This window comes from Methyloversatilis universalis EHg5 (genome assembly GCF_000378945.1).
GTDB classification, from domain to species: domain Bacteria; phylum Pseudomonadota; class Gammaproteobacteria; order Burkholderiales; family Rhodocyclaceae; genus Methyloversatilis; species Methyloversatilis universalis_A.
In genome coordinates, this window is sequence record NZ_KB900539.1 from 2,660,350 (window position 1) to 2,682,498 (window position 22,149).

17 protein-coding genes are annotated in these 22,149 nt (G+C 67.1%); 13 read left to right on the plus strand and 4 right to left on the minus strand.

Annotation, left to right across the window (positions count from 1 at the left end):
• Positions 1 to 22: 22 nt before the first annotated feature.
• From urtE to METUNV2_RS0112240, 5 genes are all read left to right on the plus strand, one after another.
• Positions 23 to 712 carry an urea ABC transporter ATP-binding subunit UrtE gene (urtE, locus tag METUNV2_RS0112220; RefSeq protein WP_018229766.1) on the plus strand — a complete coding sequence of 230 codons (690 nt, stop codon included), beginning with the start codon at positions 23 to 25 and terminating at the stop codon, positions 710 to 712.
• Positions 713 to 767: 55 nt separating this feature from the next.
• Positions 768 to 1,997: a formamidase gene (fmdA, locus tag METUNV2_RS0112225; RefSeq protein ID WP_018229767.1), complete on the plus strand. Its 1,230-nt coding sequence runs from the start codon at positions 768 to 770 to the stop codon at positions 1,995 to 1,997.
• Positions 1,998 to 2,007: 10 nt separating this feature from the next.
• Entirely contained in the window at positions 2,008 to 2,337 is a 330-nt protein-coding gene (locus METUNV2_RS0112230; RefSeq protein WP_018229768.1) for an FmdB family zinc ribbon protein, read from the plus strand.
• Positions 2,338 to 2,396: 59 nt separating this feature from the next.
• Positions 2,397 to 3,527 carry a hypothetical protein gene (locus METUNV2_RS0112235; RefSeq protein ID WP_018229769.1) on the plus strand — a complete coding sequence of 377 codons (1,131 nt, stop codon included), beginning with the start codon at positions 2,397 to 2,399 and terminating at the stop codon, positions 3,525 to 3,527.
• 164 nt (positions 3,528 to 3,691) lie between these two features.
• On the plus strand, positions 3,692 to 4,507 hold the full coding sequence (locus tag METUNV2_RS0112240; RefSeq protein WP_018229770.1) for a UDP-2,3-diacylglucosamine diphosphatase: 816 nt from the start codon (positions 3,692 to 3,694) through the stop codon (positions 4,505 to 4,507).
• A 52-nt stretch (positions 4,508 to 4,559) separates the two neighbouring features.
• On the opposite strand, the gene hmpA is transcribed toward METUNV2_RS0112240, so the two are convergent.
• Positions 4,560 to 5,741 carry an NO-inducible flavohemoprotein gene (gene hmpA, locus METUNV2_RS0112245; RefSeq protein WP_018229771.1) on the minus strand — a complete coding sequence of 394 codons (1,182 nt, stop codon included), beginning with the start codon at positions 5,739 to 5,741 and terminating at the stop codon, positions 4,560 to 4,562.
• 174 nt (positions 5,742 to 5,915) lie between these two features.
• Between hmpA and norR the strand changes: the two genes are divergently transcribed.
• Both norR and METUNV2_RS0112255 read left to right on the plus strand, forming a co-directional pair.
• Positions 5,916 to 7,463, plus strand: coding sequence for a nitric oxide reductase transcriptional regulator NorR (gene norR, locus METUNV2_RS0112250; protein ID WP_018229772.1), 1,548 nt, complete (start codon positions 5,916 to 5,918; stop codon positions 7,461 to 7,463).
• 119 nt (positions 7,464 to 7,582) lie between these two features.
• Positions 7,583 to 8,137, plus strand: coding sequence for a cysteine hydrolase family protein (locus METUNV2_RS0112255; RefSeq protein ID WP_018229773.1), 555 nt, complete (start codon positions 7,583 to 7,585; stop codon positions 8,135 to 8,137).
• A gap of 7 nt (positions 8,138 to 8,144) precedes the next feature.
• Here the strand turns inward: METUNV2_RS0112255 and METUNV2_RS0112260 are convergent, their stop codons facing one another.
• On the minus strand, positions 8,145 to 9,065 hold the full coding sequence (locus METUNV2_RS0112260; RefSeq protein ID WP_036271201.1) for a LysR family transcriptional regulator: 921 nt from the start codon (positions 9,063 to 9,065) through the stop codon (positions 8,145 to 8,147).
• Between the two features lie 298 nt (positions 9,066 to 9,363).
• On the opposite strand from METUNV2_RS0112260, the gene sugE reads away from it, so the two are divergent.
• From sugE to METUNV2_RS0112280, 4 genes are all read left to right on the plus strand, one after another.
• Positions 9,364 to 9,681 carry a quaternary ammonium compound efflux SMR transporter SugE gene (gene sugE, locus METUNV2_RS0112265; RefSeq protein ID WP_018229775.1) on the plus strand — a complete coding sequence of 106 codons (318 nt, stop codon included), beginning with the start codon at positions 9,364 to 9,366 and terminating at the stop codon, positions 9,679 to 9,681.
• 145 nt (positions 9,682 to 9,826) lie between these two features.
• Positions 9,827 to 11,326 carry a lysine--tRNA ligase gene (gene lysS / locus METUNV2_RS0112270; RefSeq protein WP_018229776.1) on the plus strand — a complete coding sequence of 500 codons (1,500 nt, stop codon included), beginning with the start codon at positions 9,827 to 9,829 and terminating at the stop codon, positions 11,324 to 11,326.
• Positions 11,327 to 11,435: 109 nt separating this feature from the next.
• A complete protein-coding gene (gene mnmC, locus METUNV2_RS0112275) occupies positions 11,436 to 13,316 on the plus strand; it encodes a bifunctional tRNA (5-methylaminomethyl-2-thiouridine)(34)-methyltransferase MnmD/FAD-dependent 5-carboxymethylaminomethyl-2-thiouridine(34) oxidoreductase MnmC (protein ID WP_018229777.1) in 1,881 nt (626 codons plus the stop codon).
• A gap of 157 nt (positions 13,317 to 13,473) precedes the next feature.
• Positions 13,474 to 15,063 (plus strand): methyl-accepting chemotaxis protein, encoded by a 1,590-nt coding sequence (locus METUNV2_RS0112280; RefSeq protein WP_018229778.1) that lies wholly within the window; start codon positions 13,474 to 13,476, stop codon positions 15,061 to 15,063.
• 213 nt (positions 15,064 to 15,276) lie between these two features.
• Here the strand turns inward: METUNV2_RS0112280 and METUNV2_RS0112285 are convergent, their stop codons facing one another.
• Together METUNV2_RS0112285 and METUNV2_RS0112290 are read right to left on the minus strand one after the other, a co-directional pair.
• Positions 15,277 to 17,298, minus strand: a complete 2,022-nt coding sequence (locus METUNV2_RS0112285; protein ID WP_018229779.1) for a methyl-accepting chemotaxis protein — start codon at positions 17,296 to 17,298, stop codon at positions 15,277 to 15,279.
• A 166-nt stretch (positions 17,299 to 17,464) separates the two neighbouring features.
• Positions 17,465 to 18,478, minus strand: a complete 1,014-nt coding sequence (locus METUNV2_RS0112290) for an NAD(P)/FAD-dependent oxidoreductase (RefSeq protein WP_018229780.1) — start codon at positions 18,476 to 18,478, stop codon at positions 17,465 to 17,467.
• A 133-nt stretch (positions 18,479 to 18,611) separates the two neighbouring features.
• On the opposite strand from METUNV2_RS0112290, the gene METUNV2_RS0112295 reads away from it, so the two are divergent.
• Positions 18,612 to 21,059, plus strand: a complete 2,448-nt coding sequence (locus tag METUNV2_RS0112295; RefSeq protein ID WP_018229781.1) for a circularly permuted type 2 ATP-grasp protein — start codon at positions 18,612 to 18,614, stop codon at positions 21,057 to 21,059.
• On the plus strand, positions 21,056 to 21,991 hold the full coding sequence (locus tag METUNV2_RS0112300; protein ID WP_018229782.1) for a transglutaminase family protein: 936 nt from the start codon (positions 21,056 to 21,058) through the stop codon (positions 21,989 to 21,991). Before METUNV2_RS0112295 ends, METUNV2_RS0112300 begins: the two co-directional genes overlap by 4 nt.
• The last annotated feature ends 158 nt before the right edge of the window (positions 21,992 to 22,149 follow it).

Sequence of the window (22,149 nt, forward strand, 5' to 3'; positions counted from 1 at the left end):
CATCCACGGAAAGGATTCCATCATGCTCAACGTGAAGGACGTCTTCGTCGCCTACGGCCAGAGCCAGGCGCTGCACGGCATTTCGTTCGAAGCGAAGCGGAACGAAACGATCGCCATCATGGGCCGCAACGGCATGGGCAAGACCACGCTGTTCAAGTCACTGATCGGCGTGCTGCCGCTGAAGAGCGGCCAGATCGAGGTGGCCGGCAACGAAGTATCGAAGGACGAAAGCTACAGGCGCGTCGCCAAGGGCATCGCCTACGTGCCGCAGGGCCGCATGATTTTCCCGACGCTGACGGTCGAGGAAAACATCCACACCGGTCTGGAAAACGCCAAGGTGAAGAAGGTGCCGGAAGAGATCTACGCCCTCTTCCCGGTGCTGTGGGACATGCGCCGCCGCAAGGGCGGCAACCTCTCCGGCGGCCAGCAGCAGCAGCTCGCCATCGCCCGCGCGCTGGTGACCGATCCCAAGGTGCTGCTGCTCGACGAGCCGACCGAAGGCATACAGCCCTCGATCATCAAGGACATCGCGAAGGCGCTGAACGAAATCCGCAAGCTGCGCGAAATCACCATCGTCGTATCCGAACAGGTGCTCAGTTTCGCGATGGACGTGGCCGACCGGCTGTTCGTCATCGAGGGCGGCCGCCTGGTCCATGAAAGCACCCGCGCGGAAACCGATACCGCGCGCATCAAGCAGTTCCTGTCCGTCTGACCCCCGCCGCAAAGCCACCCACCGCCCAACGCCCCTTCCATCCAAGGAGATCAACATGGCAGAGACCCTGATCAAGGTAGACCTGAAGCAGTCGCCCTATGAGAACGACATGGTGCACAACCGCTGGCACCCGGACATTCCCATCGTCGCGTGGGTGAAGCCGGGCGACGACTTCAAGATCGAAACCTACGACTGGACCGGCGGCTACATCCAGAACAACGACAGCGCGGACGACGTGCGCGACGTCGACCTCACCACGGTGCACTTCCTGTCCGGCCCGATCGGTGTCGAAGGCTGCGAGCCGGGCGACCTGCTGGTGGTCGACATCCTGGACATCGGCGCCAAGGAAGACAGCCTGTGGGGCTTCAACGGCTTCTTCTCGAAGAAGAACGGCGGCGGCTTCCTGACCGACCACTTCCCGCTGGCGCAGAAGTCGATCTGGGACATCAAGGGCATGTTCACCGAATCGCGCCACGTACCGGGCGTGAAGTACGCCGGCCTGATCCACCCGGGCCTGATCGGCTGCCTGCCTGACCCCAAGCTGCTCGAAGAGTGGAACACGCGCGAGATCGACTTCATCAACACCGACCCGGATCGCGTACCGGCGCTGGGCTGCCCGCCGTGCGCGCCGACCGCGCACATGGGCCGGCTGAAAGGCGAAGCGCGCGACAAGGCGGCGATGGAAGGCGCGCGCACCGTGCCGCCGCGCGAACACGGCGGCAACTGCGACATCAAGGACCTGTCGCGCGGCGCGCGCATCTACTTCCCGGTCTATGTGAAGGGCGGCGGCCTGTCGATGGGCGACCTGCACTTCTCGCAGGGCGACGGCGAAATCACCTTCTGCGGCGCCATCGAAATGGCCGGCTGGCTGCACCTGCGGGTGAACATCATCAAGGACGGCATGAAGAAGTACGCGGTCAAGAACCCGATCTTCAAGCCCAGCCCGATCACGCCCAAGTACGACGACTACCTGATCTTCGAAGGCATTTCGGTCGACGAACAGGGCAAGCAGCACTACCTCGACGTGCATGTGGCCTACCGCCAGGCCTGCCTGAACGCGATCGAGTACCTGAAGAAATTCGGCTACTCCGGCGCCCAGGCCTACTCGATTCTCGGCACCGCGCCGGTGCAGGGCCACATCAGCGGCGTGGTCGACATTCCGAACGCCTGCGCGACGCTGTGGCTGCCGACCGACATCTTCGACTTCGACATCATGCCGACCGAGGCCGGACCGCAGAAATTCCTCGACGGCAGCGTGCAGATGCCGATTTCGGAAGACGTCTGAGGACGCCGCCATGCCGACCTACGACTTTCACTGCGAGGCGCATGGCGGCTTTTCCGCCATGCGCAGCATCGCGCAGCGGGACGCGCCCTGCCTGTGCCCGGCCTGCGGCCAGCCGGCCGCCCGCCAGCTGATTTCAGCACCGGCTTTCGCCGACATGCCGGGCCAGCTGCGCAGCGCGCATGCCACCAACGAGCGCGCTCGCCATGAGCCGAAGCTGGCCAGCCGCTCGCACGGCCCCGGCTGCTCGTGCTGCAGCGGCAAGCCCGGCAAGACCACCGCCGTCGCGCGCGACGGCTCCAAGGCCTTCCCCACCAAACGCCCCTGGATGATCAGCCACTGATCGCCCGCGCACGCCTTTCCACCGTTTCAACGCACCTTCACAACCGGGAGTCCAGCACCATGAAAAAATCATCCAACACCCCGCGCCTGGCCGCACTCGCCGCTGCCCTCGCCACCTGCGGTGCCGCGCAGGCCGGCGTCACCGTGGCCGGCCCCGGCGAAAGCTATCTGACGCTGAGCCTGTGGGCGCGTTCGTCCTACTCCAGCGTCGAGAACGCGGCGCCGGACGGCTCGCGCTCCAGCGATTTCTCGATCGATTCGGTCCGTATCATCACCAGCGGCAAGATCACCAAGAACATCGGCGGCATGATCAACTTCGAGCGCCAGTCGGACGAATCGATGCGCATCCTCGATGCGGTCGCCCAGTTCGAACTGACCGAAGGCGTGAACTTCTGGTTCGGCCGCATGCTGCCGCCGGGCGACCGCGCCAATATGGCCGGCCCCTACTTCGCCAACGTATGGGAATACCCGATGGTGTCGCAGTACCCGAACGCCTTCACCGGCCGCGATGACGGCGCGCTGCTGTGGGGCAATGTGCTGGGCGGCAAGCTGCTGTACTCCTTCGGTGCCTTCCAGGGCAAGAACCGCGGTGCCGGCCTGTCGAACGAAGGCGACTCCCCGCTCTACGCCACCCGCATCGCCTACAGCTTCCTCGACCCCGAACTGGGCTACTACGGCACCAACAGCTACTTCGGCTCGAAGGACATCTTCACCGTCGGCTTCGCCTACCAGATGCAGAAAGACGGCGTGGGCACAGCGCTGGCCAAGGGTGACTACAAGTCCTGGAACATCGACGCGCTGTACGAGAGCAAGCTGTCGGGCGGCGGCGTACTGACGCTGGAAGGCGCCTACTACAACTACGACACCGACGGCGTGGCCGACGTGGCTGGCGGCAACATCCTGTGTACCAACATCAACAACTGCGGCGGCGCCACCGCCGGCGACGCCTGGCTGGTGACGGCCGCCTACCTGATCCCGACCAAGATCGGCATCGGCCAGTTCCAGCCCTATGTCCGTTACCAGGAATTCGATCCGGACGCCGGTGCCGGCAAGGCCGACCAGTGGGATGTGGGCCTGACCTATGTGATGGCCGGCCACAATGCGCGCATTACCGGCGTGTACTCCGACATGGAAAGCGCAGCCGGCGTGAAGACCGACAAGTTCATCCTCGGCGTGCAACTGATGTACTGACCCTCCGGGCCGGGCGGGCGCGCAGGGCGCCCGCCTGTCCGGTTTTACGGGCACGCCACGGCGTGCCCTTTTTGCGTCGGTTGTTGCGCCGTTTTTTTGCGCCGATGCAACGCAGCGCCCGCACCGTCACCGCCCTGTCACACGCAAGGGTTTGAATCGGCGGCGTGAATGCACCCGACCCTCTCGTCCGGCACGTCCGCGCCATCTTCCTGTCGGACATCCATCTCGGTACCCGCGGCTGCCAGGCCGAGGCACTGCTGGATTTCCTCCGCCACCACGAATCGGATTACCTCTATCTGGTCGGCGACATCATCGACTTCTGGGCGATGAGCCGCTCCATCCACTGGTCGCCGTCGCAGAACACCGTGGTGCAGAAAATCCTGCGCCGCGCGCGCAAGGGCACCCGGGTCATCTTCATTCCGGGCAATCACGACGAGGCGCTGCGCGAATACACCGGCACCGTATTCGGCGACATCGAACTGCAGCGGGAGTACATCCACCAGGCCGCCGACGGCCGCCGCTACTGGCTGGTGCATGGCGACGACTTCGACCAGGTCACCCGCCACCACCGCTGGGTGGCGCTGCTGGGCGACGTGGCCTACAACCTGCTGGTGAGCATCAATGCGCGGCTGTCGTGGCTGCGCCGCACCCTGGGCATCGCCGGCTACTGGTCGCTGGCCGGCTACGCCAAGCGCAAGGTGAAAAGCGCGGTGAGCTTCATCTACGATTTCGAGGATTCGGTCATGCACGAAGCCCGCACCCGCGGCGTAGACGGCGTGATCTGCGGCCACATCCACGCGGTATCGCTGCGCGAGGTACAAGGCCTCACTTACATGAACTGCGGCGACTGGGTGGACAGCTGCACCGCCATCGTCGAACACGCCGACGGCCGCTTCGCCATCGTCGACTGGGGCCAGGAACTGCGCACTGCCGGCCCGCGCCCGGCGCTGCCCCTCGAAGAAGAGACCGCCGAGGCCTGAGTGCGTCGGGAAGACGGCTGCCTGCCGCCTCCGCGACGCCTCACCAAACCGGTCAGCCCTCCAGCGCGGCGGCCGGTCCGAAGAACTCGTAGCGGGTGCGCTCGGCCGGCACGCCGACTTCGGCCAGCAGGGTCTTCACCCGCTTCATGAAGGGCTTCGGACCGAGGAAGTAGGCGTCCAGCGACGCGGGCTGCGGCAGCCAGCGCTCGAGATGCAGCCGCTCGATGAAACCTTCGGCATGCGCCTGGTCACCGGTGCGCGGTTCGCTGTATACATAGAAGCGCTTCAGCTTCGGGTAGCGCTGCGCCAGCGCCTCCACCTGTTCGCGGAAAGCATGCACGCCGCCGTGGCGGGCGCAATGGATGAAATGCACCTCGCGCCCTTCGGCCAGCGCCTGCTCCATCATCGGCAGCGCCGGCGTGATGCCCACGCCCGCGGTGATCAGCGCCACCGGGCGTTCCGAGGCCTGCAGCGTGAAATCGCCGGCCGGCGGGAACAGATCGAGCACATCGCCCTCCTTCACCGCCTCGTGCAGATGGCCGGACACCCGGCCGCCCGCTTCGCGCTTGACGCTGATGCGGTAGTCACGCCCGTTCGCGGCCGCCGACAGCGAGTAGTTGCGGCGCATTTCCTGACCGTCGATCACCCGCTGCAGGCCGATGTACTCGCCCGGCGCATGGCGCAGCACCGGTCCGCCATCGACCGGCGCGAGGTGGAAAGAGATGATTTCGTCGCTCTCGCGCACCTTGCGCTCGACGCGGAAGGCGCGCGCACCGCGCCAGCCGCCCTCCGCCTGCGCATGACCGGCATAGACCGACTCCTCGGCGCCGATCAGCAGATCGGCCAGCAGGCCGTAGGCGGCGCCCCAGGCCTCGATCACCGCATCGGTCGCGATTTCCGCGCCGAGCACTTCGCGGATCGCGCGCAGCAGGCAGCCGCCGACGATGGGGTAATGCTCGGGCAGCACCTGCAGCGACACGTGCTTCTGCACGATCTGGCCGACCAGCGGGCCAAGCGCTTCCAGGCGGTCGATGTGCTTCGCGTACATCAGCACGCCGTTGGCGAGCGCCCGCGGCTGGTCGCCGCTGGCCTGGTGCGCCTGATTGAACAGCGGCCGCACCTCCGGGTGTTCGGCCAGCATGATGCGGTAGAAATGGGTGGTCAGCGCCTCGCCGCCGCTTTCCAGCAGCGGCACGGTGGCCTTGACGATGGCTCGGTGTTCCGGGCTCAGCATGGTTTTCTCCTGACAGTGAATGAAACGCCGGCGTGAACGTCCCGAGCCACGCCGACGCCTTTACATATCAAGCCGCATGCCATGCCCGGCCCCCTGACAGATCAATGACCTGCAACGGGCCAATGTCAGATCGACTACACTTGGACAAAGTCTTACTGACAACATCAAGTCATTGTGACAACACACCCGCTGCTGTCGGCCCTGATTCCGCTGGTCGATGACCTGTCGCGCGACCTGCCGGCGCAGGAGCGCTACCGCCGCCTGCTGCAGGCGCTACGCGAACTGCTGCCCTGTGATGCCACCGCCCTGCTGCGGCTGGACGGCGAACATCTGCTGCCGCTGGCGATCGACGGGCTGAGCCCGGACACGCTGGGCCGCCGCTTCCGCGTGGCCGAACACCCGCGTCTGGCCGCGCTGCTGGACAGCACCCAGCCCACCCGCTTCGCCGCCGACTGCCCGCTGCCCGACCCGTACGACGGCCTGGTGCTGGGCCATGGCGCCCACCTCGAAGTGCACGACTGCCTCGGCTGCCCGCTCTTCCTCGACGGTCAGGCCTGGGGCGTGCTGACGCTGGACGCGCTCGACCCGGCCCGCTTCGAGGGCACCGACCTCGACATGCTGGCCGGCTTCGCCAGTCTGGCCGCGGCCACCGTGAAAGCCGCTCAGCGCATGGAAGCGCTGGCGCGCCGGGCCGAGGACGGCGAGCTGCGGGCCGAGGCCTATCGCGAGGCGGCCAGCCCGGCCGACAGCCGCGGCATGGTCGGGCACAGCGCCGCACACCGGCGGCTGCTGAAGGAAATCGAGGTGGTCGGTGCCAGCGAACTGACCGTGCTGGTGCACGGCGAAACCGGCACCGGCAAGGAGCTGGTGGCGCGCGCGCTGCACGCGGCGTCGGCCCGCGCGGCGCGCCCGCTGGTGAGCCTGAACTGCGCGGCACTGCCGGACAATCTGGTCGAAAGCGAGCTGTTCGGCCATGTGCGCGGCGCCTTTTCCGGCGCGGTGGCCGACCGTCGCGGCAAGTTCGCGCTGGCCGACGGCGGCACCCTGTTCCTGGACGAGGTCGGCGAACTGCCGCTGGCCGCACAGGCCAAGCTGCTGCGCGTGCTGCAGGGCGGGCAGCTGCAGCGGGTAGGCGCCGAACAGGATGTGCATGTCGACGTGCGGGTGATCGCCGCCACCAACCGCGACCTTGCGGAAGAGGTGCGGGGCGGCCGCTTCCGCGCCGACCTCTACCACCGGCTGGGCGTGTACCCGCTGCACGTGCCGCCGCTGCGCGAGCGCGGCCGCGATGTGCTGCTGCTGGCCGGCCGCTTTCTCGAACAGAACCGCGCCCGGCTCGGCCTGCGCGGCCTGCGGCTGGCGCCGGACGCCCAGGCCGCCCTGCTCGCCCACGACTGGCCGGGCAATGTGCGCGAGCTGGAACACCTGATCGGGCGCGCCGCGCTGAAGGCGCTGGCCGGTTCGGCCGGCCGCCCGCGCATCGTCACGCTGGACGCAGCCCATCTTGAACTGGGCACGCCTGCCCCGGCCGAAGCGGCACGCCCGCAGGTCGTCGCACCGGCCACGGACGGCGATCTGCGCAGCGCGACCGAACGCTTCCAGCGCGACGCCATCGCCGCCGCGCTGGCACGCGCCGAGGGCAACTGGGCTGCGGCCGCACGCGAACTGGGCCTGGACCGCGCCAACCTGCATCGACTGGCAGGGCGCTTGGGGCTGCGCTGAACCCGCAAACCTGCAATTCCATCCTGCATGAATGCGGCATCCGGACAGCCCGACGCCCTTCCATACTGCGGAAGCGCTGCAGAACCGCGGCGCGCATCCACACTACGGAGAATGCCTGCATGAGCAAGACAGCACTGGTCGTCATCGATGCACAGAACGACTACTTCCCCGGCGGCCGTTTCGCCTTGCACCGGATGGACGAAGCGGCCGCCAACGTGGCGAAGCTGATCGCCCGCTTCCGTGCCGACGGGGCCTTCATCGCACACATCCGCCATGAATTTCCGGATGCGGGCGCACCGTTCTTCGAAGCCGGCACGCACGGCGCGCAGATCCATGACAGCGTGGCCGCACGGGACGGCGAACCGGTCGTGCTCAAGCATCAGATCAACTCGTTTCGCGATACCGAACTGAAGGCACTTCTGGACGCACGCGGCATCGGTCACGTGGTGATCTGCGGCGCGATGAGCCATATGTGCATCGATGCCGGCACGCGCGCGGCGAGCGACTTCGGCTATGCGGTGACGGTGGTGCATGACGCCTGCGCGACGAAAGCGCTCGAGTTCAACGGCATCACGGTGCCGCCGGAACTGGTGCACGCGGCCTTCATGTCGGCGCTGGGCTTTGCCTACGCGAAGGTGGTATCGACACAGGACTTCCTGTCGCAGAAAGACTGAGGCCGGTTCAAGAATCAGGTCCGGGGGCCGCCCGTTCTCCGCGCAGGCGGGCCGCGTCGGTTTCAAAAGCCTTTACCAGCCAGTCGGAGACGGCGCGGTAACGCGCGATGCGGCCCGTTGCACGGTGGCTCAGCAGCCACACTTCGCGGTGCAGTTCTACACCCGCGCCCAGGCGGCACATGCCGTCTGCCTCGGGTACGACATGTGGCAACAGCGCCAGCCCGAGGCCGGCAAGACAGGCACTGCGCAGCGTCGCGACGCTGCTCACCTGCACCACCCGGCGCGCACCCGGCACGTGCCGGGCAATCCAGCGCATTTCCGGTGTTTCGGCCAGTTCGGGGCCGTACACCAGCCAGGGCAGCTCATCCCAGCGCTCGCGCGGCGTGTCGGCAAAACAGGTCTGGGCATAGACTGCGAAGCCCAGTTCCCCCACCTTGCGCATCACCAGCGCGGCATCTTCCTGCGGCCGCGCCAGCCGCAGCGCAAAATCAGTCTCGCGGTGCGTGAAGGACAGCGACTGGTTGGATGCGATCAGCTGCAGCTGGAGCGCTGGATGGGCCGCCACCAGCGCGGGCAGGTGAGCGACCAGCCACTCGCCGAACATGAAGTCGATGGCGGTCAGGCGCACCACGCCGCCCACGCCATCGGCTTCGGCGCGCGTATCCACCAGCATGTCGCGCACCTGTCCGTAGATGCGCTCGGCGTTCTCCAGAAAAACCCGCCCGGCGTCGGTCGGCTGATAGCCACCGGGGCCGCGCACGAACAAGGGCGTCTCCAGTGCGCCTTCGGTGGCCGCCAGGCGACGGCTGATGGTGGACGGATCCATGCCGAGCCGTTTTCCGGCCGCGTTCATGCTGCCCGTCTGCGCCAGCGCGAGCAGCAGAGGAATGTCGTTCCAGTCGAAGTCCACTTGGGATGATCCAGTCATGGCGTGTGCCGGCCGCACTGTAGCGGACGCCGCAGGCAAACGGGCGCACGGCTGCCGGTCATGCCTGCGCTGGTGACCGCACATCGCGGCAGGCGCCTCGATCGAGCCGGGCCGCCGCGCGAAACGGGCCGTGATTGCGGCAGACTGCGCCGGCAGCCAGGGCTGCGCATCTTGACCCGTGCATCAAAAGAAACGAATATTCCTTTGGTGCAACATGCACATCGCCAGCGGGACGACCCGCATGGCGTTTCTCGCGACGGGGACGGCCCCGGTTTCCGGAGTTGCTGCCATGTCCTCAATGTCGTGGACCATCCTGTTGATCGCAGGCCTGTTCGAGTGCGCCTGGGCGATCGGCCTTAAATACACCGAAGGCTTTTCCCGCTTCTGGCCGTCGGCCTTCACGGTGACCGCCATGGTGATCAGCGTGGTGCTGCTGGGCGTCGCCATGCGCAATCTGCCGGTGGGCACCGCCTACGCGGTCTGGACCGGCATCGGCGCGGTCGGCACCGTCATCCTCGGCATCGTGCTGTTCAGCGAGCCGGCGAACGCGGCGCGGCTGGCCTGCGTCGGCCTCATCGTGGCCGGCATTCTCGGTCTCAAGCTCACTTCGGCCTGATCACCCGGGCGGGCGCGGCAGCCGCGCACTTGTGCCGGCTGCCCGCTATCGGCGAAAATCGCGGGCTTTCGCTTTTGCCGCGCACACTTGCGTGCGCGGCCTACCCGCACGCCCTTGCGTGCGCAGCCCATCTTTCGAGCCCATCATGACCGACCACGCCGCACTGCCTTCCGACGACGACAACCACATCATCGCGGAGCGGCGCGAGAAACTGCGCCAGTGGCGCGAGGCCGGTGGCGCCTACCCGAACGACTTCCAGCGCACCCATTACTCGGGCGAAATCACCGCCCAGCACCAGGCCGCCACCGCCGAATCGCTGGAAGCGCAGCCTGAGCGCGTGCAGCTGGCCGGTCGCGTCATGCTGAAGCGGGTGATGGGCAAGGCCAGTTTCGCCACCATCCAGGACATGTCGGGCCGCATCCAGCTCTACGTCACCAATGACGGCGTCGGCGAAGAAGTGCATGGCGCCTTCAAGCACTGGGATCTGGGCGACATCGTCGGCTGTTCCGGCACGCTGTTCCGTACCCGCACCGGCGAACTGACGGTGAAGTGCGATGCGATCCGCCTGCTGTCGAAGGCGCTGCGCCCGCTGCCGGAAAAATTCCACGGCCTGTCGGACCAGGAAGCGAAATACCGCTACCGCTATCTCGACCTCATCACCAACGATTCGTCGCGCGCCACCTTCGTCGCACGCAGCCGCATGATGAGCGCCATCCGCGCCGAAATGACGCGTCAGGGCTTCCTTGAAGTCGAAACGCCGATGATGCACCCGATCCCCGGCGGCGCCGCGGCCAAGCCGTTCAAGACCCACCACAACGCGCTGGACATGGAACTGTTCCTGCGCATCGCACCCGAGCTCTATCTGAAGCGCCTGGTGGTGGGCGGCTTCGAGAAGGTGTTCGAGGTGAACCGCAACTTCCGCAACGAAGGCATCAGCCCGCGCCACAACCCGGAATTCACGATGATGGAGTTCTATCAGGCCTACGCCGACTACCGGCAGCTGATGGACTACACCGAATACCTGCTGCGCCACTGCGCCGAACAGGCGCTGGGCACGACGAAGTTCATGTATCAGGGCCGCGAACTGGATCTGGGCCAGCCCTTCCACCGGCTCACCATCGTCGAAGCCATCCGCAAGTACAACCCGCAGTACACCGAAGAACAGCTGGCGGACGAAGCTTTCGTGAAGCAGGCCATCGTGACCCACGGCGAAAAGGTGAAGCCGGGCGGCCTCGGCTCTCTGCAGCTGCAGCTGTTCGAAGCCTGCGCCGAAGCGCAGCTGTGGGAACCGACCTTCATCATCGACTACCCGGCGGAAGTGAGCCCGCTGGCACGCCGCTCCGACACGCAGCCGGACATCACCGAACGCTTCGAACTGTTCATCGTCGGCCGTGAGATCGCCAACGGTTTCTCCGAACTCAATGACCCGGAAGACCAGGCTGCCCGCTTCCTGGACCAGGTGAAGGCCAAGGACGCCGGCGACGAGGAAGCGATGTATTTCGACGCCGACTACATCCGCGCGCTCGAACACGGCCTGCCGCCGACCGGCGGCTGCGGCATCGGCATCGATCGTCTGGTCATGCTGCTGACCGACTCGGCCAATATCCGCGACGTCATCCTGTTCCCGCAGATGCGGCGCGAATAAGCGCCCGTCCCGAACACGGCCGCCGATGAACGCCGATCGAACCGATGCCCGTGGCACCGGTCCGGATCGGCGTTCTGCTTTGCAGCGCCCGCGTACGCCCTGACACACCATGTCCCGACCTCTTCAGCCCCTCGTTCCCGCACCGCTCGAATTCGCTGACGACGGCACGCCGCGCTCGGCTGCCTACGGCGACGTGTATCACTCGTCGGAAGGTGCGCTGGCGCAGGCGCAGCACGTGTTTCTCGCCGGCAACGGCCTGCCCGGCCGCTGGGCCGGTCGCGAACGCTTCGTCGTACTGGAAACCGGCTTCGGCCTCGGCCTGAACTTCCTCGCCACCTGGCGCGCCTGGCGCGACAGCCCGGAGCGCTGCCAGCGGCTGCACTTCGTGTCGGTGGAGAAGCACCCGTTCGCGCAGTACGACCTGACACTGGCTTACCAGCGCCTGCTGCCGCCTGACATGGCTGACATGGCGCAGAAGCTGGTCGAACGCTGGCCGCTGCCGGTGCGCGGCCTGCACCGCATCGAATTCGACGGCGGCCGGGTCATCCTGACCCTGGGCTTCGGCGACGCCGACCCGCTGCTGCCGCAGCTCACGCTGCGCGCCAACGCGATCTACCTTGACGGTTTTTCGCCGGCAAAGAACCCGGAACTGTGGTCACCCCACCTGTGTAAACAGCTGGCACGGCTGGCCGCGGCCGACGCGACGCTGGCCACCTGGAGCGTGGCATCAGGGGTGCGCGAGGCGCTGGCCGGTGCCGGTTTCGTGTGCGAAAAGACCGCCGGCTTCGGCCCCAAGCGCCACATGCTCACCGGCCAACTGCACCCGGGCGCGCAGGCAGCAGCCCTGCGCCACCGGCCGGAACGCAGCGCACCACGCCGGGTCGCGGTGATCGGCGCCGGCATGGCCGGCTGCGGCGTGGCCGAAAGGCTGGCGGCACGCGGCGCCGACGTGCTGCTGATCGAACGCCACGCCGCCCCGGCGCAGGAAGCGTCGGGCAATGCCGCCGGCGTGCTGCGGCCCATGATTGCCCGCGACGACAGCCTGATCGCCCGCTTCTCGCGCGCCGCCTTCCTGCACGCGTCGGCTCACCTGCGCCGGCTGGACAGCGAAGGCCGGCCGCTGAAATGGGGGCCGACCGGCGTGTTCCAGGTCGCGCACGACGACGAACACGAGGCGCTGCAGCGCGCGGTGTGCGCAACCGGCGCGCTGCCGACCGGTCTGGTGCGCTATCTGTCGGACTGGGAAATGACCCGGCGCATCGGCTATCCGGTTGCCGCCGGCGGCTGGTGGTTCCCGCGCGGCGCCTGGGTCAATCCGGCCAGTCTGTGCGCCGCCCACCTGGAACGCGCCGGCGAACGGGTGCAGCGCCTGTTCTGTACCGAAGCGCTGGCGCTGGAGCACGGCGCGAACGGCTGGACCGTACTGGCCGGCGGGCAACGCATCGACGCCGATGCGGTGGTGCTGGCCAACGCGGCGGATGCGCGCGCGCTGTCGCCGCGGCCACTGCCGCTGAGCCGGGTGCGCGGGCAGGTGAGCCGTCTGCCGCGCATCCACCTGCCTCATCTTCAGGTCACGGTCTGCCGCGAGGGCTACATCTGCCCGACGCCGGACGGCGACCTCAATTTCGGTGCCAGCTTCGATCCGGACGACGCGGACACCGCGGTGCGCGAGGACAGCCACGCCGGCAATCTGGCCCGCCTGCAGCGCCTGCTGCCGGACGCCGCGCTCAATCCGCCCGCAGCCACGGCACTGCACGGCCGCGTGTCCTTCCGCACCGCGACACCGGACCGGCTGCCGCTGATCGGCGAAATCGGCACAGAGGATGGCGCCGGTCAGCTCGCCCTGATGACCGGGCTGGGCGCTCGCGGCCTGGTATGGCATCCGCTCGGCGCTGAAATGCTGGCATCTGCACTGTTCGGCGACCCGCTTCCAGTCGAACGCGACCTTCAGAAGGCACTGGATCCCGCCCGGTTCGCCTGCAAAACTTGAGGCAGATCAAAAAGGGTTCGTAAAAGCCCTCACGGAGAAGTGAAGATTTCCCACTCGAAGCCGTTACTGGTTTTGTGCCGGGCAACGCACGACCCCTTCACCGCGATTTTCGCCTGAGGGTCCGTGTCCGGTACGCCACGTCACCAGGAGAGTCGCCGTGAAAATAAATCTGCCGGTTACGCAGAAAGAAGTCTTCCTTGAACCGGGAAAGCCGATCGTCACCAAGACCGACCTGAAAGGGGCGATCACCTACGCCAACGAATCTTTCGTTGCGATCAGCGGCTTCAGTCGCGACGAGCTGATCGGGCACAACCACAATGTGGTGCGGCATCCGGACATGCCGCCGGAAGCCTTCGAAGATCTGTGGAACACAGTCAAGGCCGGCCAGCCCTGGCGCGGGCTGGTGAAGAACCGGGCCAAGAACGGTGACCACTACTGGGTCGAAGCCTTCGTCACCCCGATCACGACCGATGGCCGCACCATCGGCTATCAGTCGGTGCGCAACACGCCCAAGCGTGAAGACGTCGCCGCTGCGGAATCGCTGTACCGGGCGGTTCGCGACAAGAGCGCAAAATTCCCCTGGACCTCGATCAACAAGCCCAGGCTGGGTCTGGCTGGCAAGGTGTGGCTGGGCGCAGCCGCAAGCTCGACACTGGCCGTCGCCGGCAGCGTGATCGGCGGACCGGTCGGCATCGGCCTGGGTGCCGCCGCCGCCGTGGTGGCACTGGGCAGCGCGGCCTGGCAGAACGTCAGCGTGGCCAACCGGCTCGACCAGCTGCACCGCACGCTGCTCGAACTGGACGAGGGCAAGCTGGCCACGCAGGTCGACACGCCCCCCGGTGCGCTGCGTCCGCTGTTCGTGGCCGCCGAAGTGATGCGCATCCATCTGCGCGCCATGTTCGCCGATGTGCTGGTGAGCGCCCGCGAGGTCGACGACCGCACCAAGGAACTGGACGATGCGATGCGCACACTGGTCAGATCCACCGCATCGCAGGGCGAGAACGTGATGCAGGTCGCCGCCGCGATGGAAGAGATGAGCGTGTCGATCAACGAGGTGTCGAGCAATACCGACCGCAGCCTGGAAGCGGTCAAGCGCACCGAACACAGCGCACACGAAGCAATGCAGACGATGGAAGCCGGCATCACCAGCAGCCATCGCGTGGTGACCGTGGTGACCGAGTCGCAGACCCGCATCGCCGAAGTGAATGCGTCGGTCGAGAAGATCCGCCAGGTGTCGCAGGTGATCAACGACATCGCCGAACAGACCAATCTGCTGGCACTGAATGCCGCGATCGAAGCCGCCCGCGCCGGCGAACAGGGCCGCGGTTTCGCGGTGGTGGCCGACGAGGTGCGCAAGCTGGCCGAGCGCACCCGCACCAGCACCAAGGACATCGGCACCGCGGTGACCGACATCATCCAGCTGGCCGGTTCGGCGGTGGATACGATGAGCAAGACCGCAGGCGAAGTGGCCAAATCCACCGGCGAGATCGAAGCGAGCAGCGCCGGCCTGCAAGGCATCTGGGACGCCAGCCGCGAAGCCGCAAACTACTCCGAGGAAATCACCCAGATGCTGCGCCAGCAGTCGCTGGCCTCGCACGAAGTGGCCTGCAGCATGGAGCGCATTTCGAGCACGGTCGAACAGACCAATGTGAGCGTGCAGTCGGTCGGCGACGCGGCGACCCGCCTGCACACCACGTCGAGCGAACTGCGCGAACTGGTGAAGCACCTGGAACGGGCGCTGCACTGATCCTCACCGGTCTGCCGCCCATGGCGGCAGCCCCCTCCTCTTCGCTTTCCCCCTTGGGCGACAGTACCCGACAGCAGCGGGCCTGTCGCTCCTTTCTGTTTACGGCGCTGTTCTGCTCCGGTCCTGCCCTGCGTTCGTCTTGTGGTCAATGCTTGCAGAAACGGTTGTCTGCTCAACCGGCTCCTCGCAATCCGCGAGGCGAGTGAGGCGCGCTCAGTGTGCGCCGGTCAATCCCTTCAGCACATCGGCGACACCACGGGTGTGATCGGCCACCTCGGTGCTGCCCGAAGCGCAGTCCTCGATGCGTTCGAGCACTTCGGTCAGCCCGGATACGCCGGCTGACTGCGCTTCGATCATCTGCGCGACGCGGACGATTTCAGCAGCCAGCGCGGAAATGTCCTTGCCGATGGTGCCTGCGCTGTTGCGCGACTTCTCCGCCAGCATGCGCACCTCGTCAGCCACCACCGCAAATCCGCGTCCGGCCTCGCCGGCCCGCGCCGCCTCGATGGCGGCATTGAGCGCCAGCAGATTGGTCTGGTCGGCGATCTGCTGGATCATTTCCACCACCCGCTGTATGCGGTCGCTGGCCTGCGACAGATCACGCGCGCTGCTGCCGACCTGGCTGGCCTGACCGGCCAGCGCATCCACGGTGCCGACTGCAGTACGGATGACCTCCTGCTGTTCCGACAGCCGGGTGGTCAGATCGGCCACCGAGCCGTACAGATCGCCCGAACACGCCTCGAGCTGGCGAGCCGTGGTTTCGCGGGCGCTCTGCGCGTCGCACATCAGTTCGCCCAGATGGTTCAGGTCGCGCACCACCGGCGCCATGCTCACATCGACATTGCCCGGATCGAGCCGGCTGCCGAAATTGCCGGCGCGGTAATCGGAAATCTGCTGCACCATCACCCGCGACATGCCGGCCAGCTTGGCGTTGTGACGGCGCAGGAAAAAGGCCTTGAACTCGCCGTAATGGGCGACGAAGTTATCGACGTACTCGTCGCGGAAGGGCTCACCGGCTTGTGCCCGGAAGAAGAACACCGCGGTCAGCGTCTGGTTCAGGTTCAGGCCGAGAATTTCGCCGAAGGTGGAAAAGCCCGCGATGTCGATGCCGGCGAACACCCGGTCAAGCGAAGACAGTTCGGTCTTGTTGTACAGCCGCCGCAGCACGCAGTCGTTGAACATGCCGGCCAGCGGCTGACCCGGCTTGCCCTGCATGAAGGCACGGAAATCGCGTTCGGTGGTGGCAGCGAAAGGCGTGCGCCGGACCAGTACCAGTTCCTCGCCCGGCGCCACGTCGCAGTAGAAATCGACCTTGTCGCGCTCGAAATCCAGCGTGGCAACCGACCGCACGAACAGTTCGCCATTGACCCGGATGGCGAAGGAATGGCTGTCCAGCTTGGCCGCCAGTTCGCCGCGTCCGCATCCGAAGGTCTTGCACAGCGCGTCGATCAGCGACACCGCCCGACCGTCGCGGTCAATCACCGAACTGACCTGCCGGCGTTCGACCGAAGCGCTGAAAATCTGGAAGCGGGTGGGTGTCTCTTCGAAGTTCTGGCTCTTGAACACGCCAAAACGCACTTCGGGCGCCATCTTCAGGAAGGTGACCAGGGCGTGGTTGTTGAGCCGGCGGCTGCCGTCGTGCAGCCAGGTATCCTTGAAATCGAGCTTGCCGCCGGCCGAACCGCCGACGAAAAGACAGGGGAAGCGGCCGCTTTCGTACAGCGCTTCCATGAAGAAGGATTCGGAATTCGACAGGCCGTCGAACAGCGCATAGGCAAAGGTGTCGCGGTGGTCGATGTCGATATCCACGCGTGCGCCGCGGATGGCGTTCGCCAGCCGGTCTATCCGCTCACGGTAGTCGAGCACCCGGCCGGACTGCCGCAGATCTTCGCTGGACAGCGGAATCGCCACCGTCTGCGCCGAAGCGATGACCGAACGGTCGAACAGCTGCAGCACCACCCGGTCACGGCCGTCCTGCGCGTCGCAGTAGAGCGATGTGCCGGCCGCGCCGCACAGCTCTCCGGCGGTGGTGCCCAGCGCCATCGCCACACCGGGAAAGCGCGCGCGCAAGGCACGCGCCACCGCATCGATATCGGTGTCCGGCGCCACATAGCCGCCGATGAAGGTCGGCGTGCAGCGGACCGCCGCCAGCCTGCTGTCGAGTTCAGCGCTGCGCAGCTGCAGCGTGACGATGCCGGAATGTGCCGCACCGGTGCGGCGGCCGAACAGTTTCATTGAGCGTTCTCCGAAGTCCCTAACTTCTTCCCGTATTAACCCTTGCGGTGCTTGCGCCGCATTGACCGGGCTTACGGAACCGGTACGGGTGACTTTATGGAGCGGAGGGGCTTTTTTTTACGGCTGTCCAGAGACTGAACACTTTTTCCTCAATGAACACATGAACTTAGCGCAGATGAACATGCTGCTCCGCAGCAAGATGCATCGGTCTGGCCAGTCCGGCTTCCGCCGCCAGCACACGGTCGGCCAGCGCATTGGCACTGTCAAAGGCGTCCTCGATGCGCTCGCCCAGACAGCCGTCAGAGGCATAGCCCAGCCGCGCATCGGCGTCCCACAGACAGGGCTGGCCCAGCGGCTCGAGCACCCGCGCGTAACGCCAGCGGTGGGCACAGCGTTGCACCGGTTCCACCGCCTGGCCAAGGGCTTCGGCAAAGGCCGCGGTCAGCAGCGCCTCGATCTGTTCCGGCTCGCATTCCAGGTGCTGCTGTGACCACTGCGGATCGGCATGCACCACCCAGCACTCGCGCGATCCATCGCGCTGGGGCTTGCCGCTGTCGCGCGCCGCCCAGTTCAACACGCCGCCGGCCGGAAAGCGCAGGCAATCGGCCGCATCCAGACGCTCGGACAGCGCCAGCATGAGCGTCCAGCAGGGTGCGTAGCGGATGCGCTGCATGGCCTCGACAAACGAGTGGAGATCGGCGCCGGTACTGCGGGCAAACAGCGCCGCGGCCTGCGGCGCAGGCACGGTGACCAGCACCGCGTCGAAACAGTCCGGCAACATGCCGCTCTCTTCGGCCAGCCACCAGCCGAAACGGTCTGCGCCAAGCGCGTCGATCAGGGTCTGGGCGCTGAATTCCGCACCCCAGAGCATGCGGGGCGCCAGTGCGTTCATGCCGGGCACCGCCACCCAGCGCTCGTCGCCATCGACCGCGGCCTGCGGCCAGCGGGCCAGTACGCCGGCGCGCTGCCACTCCGGCAGCCGTGCCCGCATCGCGTCACCGCGTACCGACATGAACTGCGCACCGTGGTCGAAGCGCAAGCGACCGGCCACGCGCGTGGCCATGCGCCCCCCGGCCGCCCGCCCCTTGTCGAACACGTGTACCCGCCGGCCGGCGTCGACCAGCCGGCGGGCCAGCGTGCAACCGGCCATGCCGGCGCCGATGACTGCTATGTTGTGCATCCGTGCTGTCCTTCTTTTTTGTGGTGCTCCGCGTGAGCGTGCGTGCCGGATGATGCAAGGTCTGTGCTAGCGTGTGTGCCGACCCGCAAAAATCTTCCGGGCAGCCTGCGCGCCCCGTTGCAACGCCTCATCGATGGCCCGTCCCCTGCTCCAGCATTACCCGCACGCCACGGCACGCTACGACGAACTGCTGTCGGCACCCGACACGCTGCGCCCGCACTGGAGCGCACTGTTCGACGCGATCGAGGCAACCAGCCCGGGCCAGATGCAGGAACGGATGGCAGCGGTACGCCGACAGATCCGCGAAAACGGCGTCACCTATAACGTATACGCCGACCCGCGCGGCGCGGAACGCCCGTGGGAGCTGGACCTGCTGCCGCTGGTCATCCCGGCCGACGAGTGGACGCAGGTTTCCGCCGCAATCGCCCAGCGCGCCGAACTGCTCAACCGCATTCTGGCAGACGTCTATGGTCCGCAGCAGATGCTGGCCGAGGGCCTGCTGCCGCCGGCACTGATCCACGGACACGCCGGTTTCCTGCGACCGTGCCACGGGCTGGAGGTGCCCGGCGGCATCCATCTCCACCTGTACGCGGCCGACCTCGCACGTTCGCCCGACGGAGGCTGGTGGGTGCTGGCTGACCGCACCCAGGCACCGTCCGGCGCCGGCTATTCGCTGGAAAACCGGCTGGTCATTTCGCGCGCCTTCTCCGAACAGTTCCGCGACCTGCACGTCGAGCATCTGGCGGGCTTCTTCGCCACGCTGCGCGACACGCTGGCCCAGCACGCACCAGAGGGCGACGGCCCGCCGCTGACCGTGCTGCTGACGCCCGGCCCGTACAACGAAACCTATTTCGAACACGCCTATCTCGCGCGCTACCTGGGCTTTCCGCTGGTCGAGGGGTCGGATCTGCTGGTGCGCGACGGCAAGGTGTGGCTGAAGCACCTGTCGGGGCTGCGCCGGGTGCACGCCATCGTGCGCCGGCTGGACGACGACTTCTGTGACCCGCTGGAACTGCGCGCCGATTCGGCGCTGGGCGTACCGGGTCTGCTGGACGCCGCCCGCCGCGGCCAGGTGTTGATCGCCAATGCGCTCGGCTCCAACCTGCTGGAAAGCGGCGCCCTGCTCGGCTTCCTGCCGAGGCTGTGCGAGCGGCTGCTCGGAGAGCCTCTGGCCATGCCTTCGCTGGCCACCTGGTGGTGCGGTGAAGAGGCGGCGCTGGAGGACGCAATCGACAAGCTCGACCATCTGGTGATCAAGCCCGCCTTCCCGCAGCTGCGCATCGAGTCGGTGTTCGGCGCTGACCTCGACCGCCGCGGCCGGGCGGCACTGATCGCGAAGATGCGCGCGCGGCCTCATCACTATGTGGCGCAGGAACTGGTGCCGCTGGCACAGGCGCCGGTATGGGACGGTGCAGCCCGGCAGCCGCGCCTGGGCGCACGGACGGTCGGCCTGCGGGTATTCGCCTGTGCCGGTCCGGACGGCTACCGGGTGATGCCCGGCGGGCTGGCCCGGGTCGCCCCGGAACAGCAGGCACGGGTGATCGCCATGCAGCGCGGCGGTGCCAGCAAGGACACGTGGGTGCTGACCGAGGGCGCAGTCGATACCTTCAGTCTGCTGCGCCGCACGGTCGGGCCGTCGGAACTGGTGCGTGCCGGCAGCAATCTGTCCAGCCGCATGGTGGAAAACCTGTTCTGGTTCGGCCGCTACTGCGAGCGCTGCGATAACGCCGCGCGGCTGCTGCGCGCCACCATCGCACGCCACATCGAAAGTGACGACGCCGGCGAAAACGCACTGATCCGTCTGTGCCGGCATACCGGCCAGCTGCCGGCGGATGGCGACGGCGATCCGGGCCCGGCGCTGTGCGCCGCCGCGCTGGCCCGCGACGGTGCGCTGTCCGCGCTGCTGCACCAGCTGTCCGGCGTAGCGTTCAGCCTGCGCGAACGGATGTCGCTCGACAACTGGCGGGTGATCAGCGGGCTGGTCGATGCCGCCGGCCGCGGTCAGGACGCGAGCCCAGGCGCGGCGCTGGAACATCTGGACCGCTGCGTGCAGGCCATGATGACCCTGTCCGGTTTCGCACTCGACGGCATGACCCGCGACCAGGGCTGGCGCTTCCTGTCCATGGGCCGACGGATAGAACGACTGCAGTTCATGTGTGCCGCGTTGGGGCACGCATTGGCCACCGGCGGCGAAGCACCGGACTGGCTGCTCGAACTGGCCGACAGTGCCATCACCTACCGCTCCCGCTACATGACCCGGCCGCAATGGCTGCCGGTGCTCGACCTGCTGGTGAGCGACGAAACCAATCCGCGCTCGGTCGCCTACCAGGCGCTCGGGCTGACCGACTACCTGTCGCGGCTGGCGGCGCAGTTCGGCGCCATCGAATCGGCCGCACTGTCGGACGCGGTGGCCGAACTGCTGGCGCTGCGTCCGGAACAGGACCTGCACACCGGCTCCGGGCGGCTGGCCGGCCTGCTGGACCGTCTCGGCAACGCCGCCTACGTGCTGTCGGAACAGCTCGGGCTGCGTTTCTTCAGCCACGCCGATGTACGCTGGGCCAGCGAAGAGGGTCGGCGATGAGCCGGGTGCGCTACCACGTGCTGCACCGGACGCTTTATCACTACGCGTGGCCGGTCACCGATTCGCGCCAGCTGCTGCACCTGACGCCACGCGACACGCCGACCCAGCGTACGGTGACGCACCGCATTGACATCGATCCGGACCCGGTCGAGCGGGCACGTCGCACCGACTATTTCGGCAATGTGCTGGAACAGCTGTCCATCGGCACCGCACATGACACGCTCACCGTGACCGCCGAAAGCGTGGTCGACCTGACGCCTTCACGCACCGCGGACGCGATACCGTCACCCGCCTGGGAATATGTGCGCGACCGGCTGCACCAGATCGGCCCGGCCCCGCTGATGGAGCCCTGCCAGTATCTGTACGCCAGCCCGCACGTCGAACCGCTGGCCGCGCTGGCGCGCTATGCCCGACTCGACTTCCGACGCGAGCGCCCGCTGTTCGACGCCACTCTGGCGCTGATGCGTCGCATCCACCGCGACTTCGAATTCGACCCGCAGGCCACCACCGTGAGCACGCCACTGGAAACACTGCTGCGGCAGCGGCGCGGCGTCTGCCAGGACTTCGCCCATTTCATGATCGGCTGCCTGCGCGCACTCGGACTGCCTGCCCGTTACGTGAGTGGCTATCTGCTCACCCAGCCCCCCCCCGGACAGCCGCGCATGATCGGCGCCGACGCGTCGCACGCCTGGGTATCGGTGTTCTGCCCGGGCATGGGCTGGGTGGACATGGACCCGACCAACTGCATGCAGCCGGGTGACCAGCACATCACGGTAGCCTGGGGCCGCGACTTCAGCGACGTGACGCCGATGCGCGGCGTCATCCTCGGTGGCGGCGAGCACGCGGTCGACGTGCAGGTCACGGTCACCCCCGAACACGAAACGCCGCCCGGGCTGACGCCCAAGCCTGCGCAACCCCTTGAACGGGGCTGAGAAAACCGCCATACTTATTGTTTTCCTCCGCGGGCACCGTCTGCACAGCTACGGAAACTGTAACGCGACGTGGTCGCAGGTTTCCCACGGCTCAGCCGACCCGGGGTTTGATGATCCGCACGAGGCAGCCCGCCTTCGAGCGCTTGAGAAAGAAATCA